The 9554-nt window shown below is 27.4% G+C and carries 8 protein-coding genes; 1 reads left to right on the top strand and 7 read right to left on the bottom strand.

The genetic code is table 11. The features are described 5' to 3' along the window. The 6 genes from KGF50_RS07285 to KGF50_RS07260 all read right to left on the bottom strand — a co-directional run. Positions 1–802 (bottom strand): ABC transporter permease (locus KGF50_RS07285; RefSeq protein WP_227847446.1); only part of this gene is annotated, 802 nt, incomplete at its 3' end. Then, positions 795–1478, bottom strand: coding sequence for an ABC transporter ATP-binding protein (locus KGF50_RS07280; protein ID WP_227847445.1), 684 nt, complete (start codon positions 1476–1478; stop codon positions 795–797). The genes KGF50_RS07285 and KGF50_RS07280, both read right to left, overlap by 8 nt. Before the next feature lie 115 nt (positions 1479–1593). Continuing rightward, the gene (locus tag KGF50_RS07275) at positions 1594–2904 is read right to left on the bottom strand and encodes a sensor histidine kinase (RefSeq protein ID WP_227847444.1); all 1311 of its coding nucleotides are present in this window, start codon (positions 2902–2904) and stop codon (positions 1594–1596) included. Then, complete coding sequence (locus KGF50_RS07270; RefSeq protein ID WP_227847443.1) at positions 2898–3605, bottom strand: response regulator transcription factor; 708 nt, start codon at positions 3603–3605, stop codon at positions 2898–2900. Before KGF50_RS07270 ends, KGF50_RS07275 begins: the two co-directional genes overlap by 7 nt. A 328-nt stretch (positions 3606–3933) precedes the next feature. Beyond that, positions 3934–5841: a bifunctional metallophosphatase/5'-nucleotidase gene (locus KGF50_RS07265; protein ID WP_227847442.1), complete on the bottom strand. Its 1908-nt coding sequence runs from the start codon at positions 5839–5841 to the stop codon at positions 3934–3936. Between the two features lie 210 nt (positions 5842–6051). After that, positions 6052–6936 carry a DUF4846 domain-containing protein gene (locus tag KGF50_RS07260; protein WP_227847441.1) on the bottom strand — a complete coding sequence of 295 codons (885 nt, stop codon included), beginning with the start codon at positions 6934–6936 and terminating at the stop codon, positions 6052–6054. 206 nt (positions 6937–7142) lie between these two features. On the opposite strand from KGF50_RS07260, the gene KGF50_RS07255 reads away from it, so the two are divergent. Further along, complete coding sequence (locus tag KGF50_RS07255; protein ID WP_227847440.1) at positions 7143–8057, top strand: ribonuclease Z; 915 nt, start codon at positions 7143–7145, stop codon at positions 8055–8057. Positions 8058–8219: 162 nt separating this feature from the next. On the opposite strand, the gene KGF50_RS07250 is transcribed toward KGF50_RS07255, so the two are convergent. Continuing rightward, the gene (locus KGF50_RS07250; protein WP_227847439.1) at positions 8220–9554 is read right to left on the bottom strand and encodes a CoA-disulfide reductase; all 1335 of its coding nucleotides are present in this window, start codon (positions 9552–9554) and stop codon (positions 8220–8222) included.

Raw genomic sequence — 9554 nt, 5'->3', positions numbered from 1 at the left:
ATAATACAATTACTAAGCCTATAAAAACTCCACCCATAGTTGTTTCCATGTCTGGTTTTAAAGCATTTATATAATTTTCATTTACAAGTACATTATTAGTATCTAATCCTATATCATTTGCAATCTTATTTAATTTTTCTTTTGCCTGTTCTATAGATAAATCACTCTTATTTTTTAATCTAACATATATATTGAAATCTTCTTGTGACATATCTCTAGTATTTTTCATATAGTTTTCTGATATAATAGCAGAATAATACTTCCCTGCTTCAGACATTTCACTAGTTTTTAAGATTCCAGTTATTATAAATTCTTTTTCCATTCTTTTGTCGTTTTTATAATCATCATAAGGCACTTTTATTTTTTCACCTAAATTTTGACCATAACCTAATGCCTTTAAAGCTCCACTATCTAATACTATTTCATTTTCTTTTGTTGGTAATTTTCCTTTTACAAATTCAAAATTATTTAATTTTAAAGCATCTTCATTCATATATGCTAATGAAATAGTTGTATCATCTTCTAGTTTCTCGACACCTACTCCATTCATCTTTCCAGTTAGTTCAATATCTGCATGATTACTTAATATCTCAGCTTGTTTTTCATTTACATTTGCTAATACTCCTTGATAATTGCCTGAATACTTTATTGTATTTTCCTTTTGATATTCTCTTGTATCGACAATATAAATACCTATAGATGAAAGCATCAATGTTGAAAGTATTATAGTGATTATTATTAATATACTTTTTGATTTATTTTGTTTTACATTACTCTTTGCTATTTTAGTAGTATTAATCATTTTTGTCACCAACCTTTGACACCTTACCATCCTCTATAAATATAACTCTATCAGCCATTTGAGCTATACTATCATCATGAGTTATCATAACCAAAGTTTGACTATATTTCTTAGACATAGACTTTAGTATACTCATAACTTCATCTGATGTTTTAGAATCTAAGTTACCAGTTGGCTCATCAGCAAGTATTATAGCTGGTCTTGTTGCCAAAGCTCTTGCTATTGCTACTCTTTGTTGTTGACCTCCTGATAATGTATTTGGTAAAACATCGTGTTTATTTTCAAGTCCCAAAGATTTTAAAAGGTCCTTTATAAATTGTTCATCCACAGCTCTACCATCTAGACCGATTGGTAGTACTACATTTTCCCATACATTAAGAGATGGAATTAGATTGTAACTTTGAAATATAAAGCCTATTTTTCTTCTTCTAAATACGGCAAGTTCTTCTTCTTTCAATGTAAATATGTTCTTATTATCAATGTATACCTTGCCAGATGTAGGTATATCAAGACCGCCTATCATATGTAACAATGTACTTTTTCCAGAACCAGATTTACCTATTATAGCTACAAATTCACCTTCATTTATTTCTAAATTTACATCATCTAAAGCTTTTACTAAGCTTTCTCCTTTTCCATAATGTTTTGATAAACTTTCAGTATATAATATTTTCATAAAATTATCCCCTCACTCTAAGTTATGTTGCTCCTTAATCATTTACTTTTAATTTCTGGAGCTGTTTATACTTATATAATATATGTAGAGGATTACATTCTCCTTTCAGTAAACATTACATAGTTGTAAGAAACAAAGAAAATTTACTTCCTTTTCCTAAATTAGAAGATACCATAATATTACCGCCTTGTTCTTCCAAAATTTTTCTACTTAAATACAATCCTACACCACTACCTTCTATAGATTCAATTTCTTCATCTGTTCCTCTATAAAAACGTTTAAATATATTATTAAATTCATTTTTTGCAATTCCTCTACCATTATCTTCTATTATGATTTTAAAATAGTTTACAGTCTCCTCTACAGATATATTTACTTCTCCATTTCTTTCTGTATACTTAACAGCGTTGTCTAAGACATTAAAAATACATTCCTCAGTCCATTTTTTATCATGAGGTATAATACTACTATTAAATTCATTTACTTTTAATATTATATTTTTACTTCTTGCTTTAGGAGTTATACTTTCTATAGCATTTAAAATAGTACTTTTTATGTCGTTAGCTTCTTTTTTTATGCTTATCATACTAATTTCTAGCCTTGATATGTTAACTAAAGAGTTTATTAAATTTTCCAACTTATTTATAGAATTTTTATTAGTTAATAAAAATTCCTGTGCTTCATCTTCGTCTAAATCTTCTTCTATAAGTAATGTATTGTATAATTTTAATGATGCTAAAGGCGTTTTTAATTGGTGGGAAATATCTGTTACCAGTGACTTTACACTTTCCTTTTCTTTTTCTAGTTTAATAAACTTTATCTTTAAGCTCCTATTTAACTCATACAGACAGTTGTTAATCTTACTAAATGTACCCTCTTTAAAATACTCATTATATTCTACCAAATATCCAGAACTATCTAACTTAGTACCTTCTTTCAAATAATTTTCTTGTGACATTTGCTCCACTATAAAATAAATCTTGCTTAATCTTTTGTTTATGTATCTTATAAAATAATATATTATTCCTGTAACAGCTATAAACATTATTAAAAAAACAAAAATTGATTCTTTAAAAAAAGATTTTAAATATATGCCAAAGTTTTTATCATTTGACATTTTATTTTCTAGCCCATATCCAAATTTTTCAAGTGCCATTTCTCCAACATCTGCTTTGCTATGGTCAAAATTATAAATAGACTTTACTATATCTACCTCATCATCTGGATATTTTTCAATCAACATACCTGCAATACTTTGAGTATTTTTTATTTGATGTTCATATAAATCATATAGTCTATTGTACTCAAAAAATATGAATACAAATGTTACTACAAGCATAGATAAAACAGAATATATAACAGCCTTTTTCATTATATAATCCTCTTTAATACTCAAATTATCTTTGATATTTATATCTTTTAACATTTTTTTATACTCCTTTCACCCCATATATATCCAACTCCTCTTACTGTTTTTATATACTTAGGTTCAGAAGGATTCTTTTCTACTTTTTGTCTAAGTCTTCTTATATTCACTGCGACTGTATTATCATCTACAAAGTTGCCACTACTATCCCATAGAGATTCTAAGAGTTGTTCTTTAGTCAAAGCTTGCATTGAATTTTCCATCAAATATCTTAAGAGTTTAGTCTCTGTTTTACTTAAAATTATTTCTTCTTCTTTGTCATCATTTTTTATAATCAATTTGTTTTCTATATAATAAAAAAACAAATCATCACAAACCAATAAAGTATAATTTTTTACTGTATTTACCCTTTTCATAAAGGCATTTACTTTTGAGATTAATACCATCAAACTAAATGGCTTTGTAATATAATCATCTGCGCCTAAATCATAACCTGTAACAATATCCACTTCTTCATCAAGTGCTGTAAGCATTATTATGTAAACATCACTTTTCTTTCTAATCTCCTCACAAAAATCAAATCCACTTCCATCTGGAAGACCTATATCAGAAATAATTAAATTTATATCCTCCTTAAAAAAAATATCTCTTGCCTCTTCTATACTAAATGTATTAAAAACATTATATCCTTCTTTTTTTAATTTAAAACTAATCCCTCTATTTAAAGACTTATCATCTTCTAAAAGTAATATATTATTCATGTTTTTCCCCTCCATTATTATGTATACTAGCTAAATTATATCATACTAACTAAACCATTTTATTTGACAATTTATAAATATTTTTTAATTACCAAGAAGATTTTACACACTTGAATAATAAAATAAACATACCAATAATAAATTAGTACTATATTTGTTTTTAGTCAAAAGTACAGTTATTTATTGGATATTACTATACATAAATATAAAAAAACAAAGGTAATCTAGTATTTAAACATCCTATTACCTTTGTTTAAGTTTATATTTTATATAATAATTAATACCTATTTATGAATAAATTAATATTGATTTTATTTTATTACTGGTTTCATTTTAATTTTTTATTTTTTAAACTTATCTGATTCGTATTAAGTAAGTAAATTAAAACACTCGAGGCTACAAATATAAACATACTATCTTTGATACCTAAGTCACCTGTTTTAGGAGATTTCTCTTTGATTTCTGCTTTAGATGCTTTTATATTAGAACTTTCTCTAACTTTCATTTTATCTAAATTTTTACGCTTATTTTCATTCGAGTTTTTAGTATTATCATTATTTATACTACCTTCACTATCATTTAAATTATCTTCATCACGATTTAATACTAAGTTACTCTCATTACTGTTAATTATCAATTCTTCCTTGGTTTTAATACTAACTCTTCCATCCACACTCTTACATATTTCTTTCTTATACTCTATATACTCAATTACTGCACTTTCTAAGCTTCCAAAATCTTTCAATATTGGTTCTTTTGAGAAACAAGGGAATTCATCTCCACCTAGTGCTATATAATCATTAGTTGCAACTGTATACTCTTTATTCATATCTAATGATTTTCCATCTTTCATAATACCAGTTATTTTTTCTCCGTCTCTTTGCTTTGGGTCAAAGTAATATGAGATTCCACCCACTTGTAAAAAGGCTGAATTTTTTTCTGGATAAAGTTTTACTCCATGTTCTAAAACCCTTTTAATTTGTTTTCCAGTAAGTTCTTTAGTAACTATAGTGTTGCTAAAAGGGAATACATCTGCAATACTTCCTCTTGTTATATCCCCTTTTTCAATTGTATCTCTTATATTCCCCCCATTAAATAGAGAAATATCCGCTTTAGTTTTATCTAATAAGATATCACTTATTAAATTTCCTAGATTCGTTTCTTTTGTCCTTACATTTTCATACGAACCATCTAGAGTATTTTTTGTTACTCCTATAACTTTATCTAAAATTTTTTCCTGTTGTTTCTTTATTTCATCAACCTTTTTACTTACACTAGAATCAAGCTTATACTCCAATGCTTCTTCTTTTTCAATTAATCTTGCTGATTTATTGTCTATTTTTATATGTTCTGTATCATTAGTATCGAATGTTAGCTTTACTTCACCAATATGTTCTAGGTATTGACCTGTACTTACAATCAGTGTATCACCAACCTGTTTGCCATTTTCAAACTTAGTGTGGCTATGACCATCAATAATTAAATCAATACCATGAACTTTATTTGCTATATCTATACTATTTGGCTTACTTAGGCTATTAGTTCCAATATGAGATATTGCAACTATTACATCAGCGCCTTTTTCTTTTAATTCATTTACTTGTTCTGTTGCACTTTCTATAGGATTTCTAAACTCTAATCCTTCTACATTTTTAGAGCCTGTCTTACTTTTTGTTTCTTGGGTTGTAAGTCCAAAAAATCCTATTTTTATGCCATCTATTTCTTTTATATCATTACTATCAAATACTTTTTTACCATCTTCAAATATATTTGATGCTAAAAATTTTAAAGCTTTATCTCCTGAATTTGCAATTTTGGATAACTCTAACAATCTATCCTTTCCATAATTAAAGTCATGATTTCCTGGGGCAATATAGTCATATCCAACACTTTTAATTAATTCAATTGCGTCTTCACCTTTATTCATATTTACTATTGGTAATCCATGTAAGCAATCTCCTGCATCTACTAAAATCGAATTTGGAGTTTCCTTTTTTAATGTAGCTAGATTACCTATTTGTATATACTCATCACCTTCAGCATATCTTCCATGTATGTCATTAGTGTGAAAAATTGTTATTTCTTTAGATGAGTTTTCCATTTTTTGATTAAAGTTATTTGATTGTTCTACATTTTTATAACTTTCTTCAAAACTCTCTAGTCCATAAGAAATAAAACTCTGACTTGTTGTAATTAGAATTAAAATTACTAAAATTAAATATCTTCTAATTTTCAATATAATTTATCCTCCTAAAATTAGTTTCAGCTTTAAAATAAGACTCTTATTTTAAGATAAAGCTTTTTAGATAAATACTAGAATATATGAAGTTAATCATTTCGATTTTTAATATTTATCTATCAATTTAATTTTGTCCATATCCAACAAGTTTTAATCTAATTACATTTTTTCACACTTATATTTTTCATTTATTTTATATGTATTTTTTTAGAACCTTTTTAACTGGTCTCTTTTAAAAGTCCATTGAGGAATTGTTAAATCTCCCTCAAAATTCAAGTTATACCAAGGACTTAAATTTGGTTGTTTACGATTAATAAGAAGCTGAGTTTGTTGAGCAGGCATATAACTTTGAGCTATCATAAAGACCTTTTCTCCAGTTTTTTCATTTTTTGCCATATCCATAATTATACTTGCATGTCCTGGACTGCCTCCAACTATAAAAACATCCCCTATTTTCATATCATCAAGTTGTACAGGTTTTAATTCTTTTTCAAGTGATAAAGTGCCTGAATAAGCAAATACTATATCCATAAACTTTCTAAAACTCTCATATGATGTTGAATATTCACTTGCTTTATACCAACTTGAACCACTATCTTTTACTGAAATCCTATAACCTTCTGCCCATTTTGAATACTTAGCCTTAAAACCATCCACAAAATCAAAGCTTATTTCATCATATCTCTTATTCTGATACAGGTATTCTGCTCTCATAAGCATAATTGCATCTGCACATTGATGCAAGTCTCTATCACCAATATCAACATCGAATACACTATCATAGATGCCTTTTGATTCCTTAGTTCTACCATCGTAATACTTGACTTTTTCACCATAATTTTTCAACTTAGTATTCCTTAAAAAACTTTCAAAACTACCTTTTTCTACATCAACCCTTTTAAATCCTTTTGGTGGTTCATACCTATCTTTTAATATATTTTCATCTTTATGTACTACAATAGCTTGCTCTTCTTTCTTAGAATTTTGAATATTGTTAGAACCTTCAACTTTTTTTTTACTTTCCCCATTACTGCATCCAGCTAAAGTCAATATCATCAATGATAAAATAGTGATTTTCTTCAATAATTTCATTAGATTTACCTCCTATAAATTTTTTTAAAATAAATGTAAACTTCTACTTATAGAGTTTTTGTATACTATTATACAAAATTTCTATTTACTAATATTTCTTGACTCAAATACACATTTATTGTTGTATTTAATGTTAAAATAATTATAATAGGATATCATAATAAAAACAAACAACAGATTTGTGTTAATTTTAGAAAGGGGAAAAAATGATAGATTTAACTTTACTTGGATGTGGTGGAAATGTACCCATGCCACATAGATTTCTGTCTTCTGTATTTATGAACTATAAAGGTAGAAAAATACTAATTGACTGTGGTGAAGGCACTCAAGTATCTATGAAGTTGAAAAAATGTGGCTTTAAAGATATAGACTTGATTTGTATAACACATTTACATGGTGACCATATATTTGGACTTTTAGGACTTCTATCAACGATTGGAAATAGTGGTCGTACAAGTGATTTAACTATAGTTGGGCCTATTGGAATAATTGATTGTATCCGTTCTATGAGAAATTTAGTAGAATATATACCTTATACTTTAAAAATCATAGAAAATCCTCAAGGTAGTTTTTCTTTAGATAATGAGTATTTGAAAAACATAGAGATTTCAACAATCCATTTAGAACACTCTATAGAATGTATAGGATACAGTTTTAATTTTAAAAGAAATCCTAAATTTGATATAAATAAAGCAACTCAAAATAAAGTTCCTAAAACAATATGGAAAAAGCTTCAAGATGGTCAAAGTATAGTTTTAAATTCAAAAAAATATACTCCAGACATGGTTTTAGGAGAATCAAGAAAAGGAGTTAAAGTAAGTCTTATAACAGATACAAGACCTATAGACTCAATACCTAACTTTATAAAAGATAGTGATTTGTTTATATGTGAAGCTATGTATGGTGATGATTTAGATATTTCAAAAGCTGTCAAAAATAAGCATATGACGTTTAGAGAAGCTGCAAACCTTGCAAAACTAGGAAATGTTAAGCAACTTTTATTGACACACTTTAGCCCATCATTAGATATGCCTAACATGTACTTAGAAAATGCTACTAATGTTTTTGAAAATACGATTATTGGTGAGGATAGACTTAGTTTACATTTAAATTTTGATTAAAAATTAATTTTATAGTTTTAGTAAAAATTATCCTTAATAAAAATTTAGGAATGAGCTTACCTTAGATAAAATTATTTCAGGGTAAATTCATTCCTTTAATATTTATTACTATTATTTAATTTATTAATAATTACTTGATTATTAATAGTTACTTAGATAAAATTATTTAGATACATTTCCAGCTACATTTAATACATCCCAGGTTCTTGCAAATGGTGGAGCATAACATAAATCTAACATCCCAAGTTGACTTGTAGTCATTTTTCCAAAGATAGCAGCTGCCAACACATTAGTTCTCTGAACAGCATCTTTAAAACCAGCCACTTGTCCACCTAAAATAACTTTTGTCTCTGCATCGTAAATAAGTTTTACATATATTTTATTTCTTCCAGGGTAATAGTGAGTTTGATTATAATCAGAAATAAATTTGGATTTAAAGTTTAATCCTAAATCATTAGCTTGTTTCTCTGTAATTCCAGTTGAAGCAGCCTCCATATCCATAACTTTTATACAACTTGAAGATAGAGAACCTTGATAAGAAACTTCTTTACCTGCTAAATTTTCTCCTACTATCCTACCTAATTTATTTGCTCCAGTTGCTAAAGGTATATATGCATTTTCATTACTCACTATATTCTTTATAGTTGCGCAATCGCCAGCAGAATATATATCTTCAACAGAAGTTCTTCCATACTCATCAACTACTATAGCTCCATTTTTTAATGTTTTTATATTTGTATTTTGTAAAAATTCCGTGTTAGGTTTTACACCAGTAGCAATTATCACAGCATCTGTATCTATTTCACCTTTATTGGTTATTACTTTTTCCACTTTATCTTTTCCAGATAGTTCTACAACTATCTCATCCAAATGCAATTTGACATCATGATTCCTTATTTCTTCTTCTAAGACATCTGTAATTTCCTTATCAAATACTTGTGGTAATATTCTCTCTTCCAATTGAACTACATGTACGTCTTTACCCAACTTCTTACATGCTTCAACAGCTTCTAATCCTATAAATCCAGCACCTATTATAGTTACTTTTTTTATTTCTTTTCTACTTAATAATTTTTTTAGATATTCTCCATCATATAGGCTTTTTAGTGTAGAAACATTTTTTAAATTTATATTTTTTATAGGAGGCAGTATGCTTCTTGCCCCAGTTGCTATCATCAATTTATCATAGTAATCTTCGTATATCTCATCTGTTTTTACATTTTTTATTTTTATTTTCTTAGACTCAGTATCAACTGCAACAACTTCTCTAAATATCTTTAAATCAATACCAGATTCTCTAAGTTTTTCAGGTGTTCTTGCCAACAAATCATTAGCATCATCAAAAAAACCACCTACAAAATATGGCAACCCACAAGCTCCAAAAGACACTATTTCTGTTTTTTCATAAACTACAACCTCATATTCAGGTTTAATTCTTTTTAATTTCGCTGCAGCACTCATACCAGCTGCAACACCACCAATTATTATTACTCTCAT

Source organism: Clostridioides sp. ZZV15-6598 (assembly GCF_020657705.1).
In the GTDB taxonomy this organism is placed as follows: Bacteria; Bacillota; Clostridia; order Peptostreptococcales; family Peptostreptococcaceae; genus Clostridioides; species Clostridioides difficile_F.
Note: the sequence above shows the minus strand (reverse complement) of the source record. Positions and strands in the feature narration are given on the sequence as shown.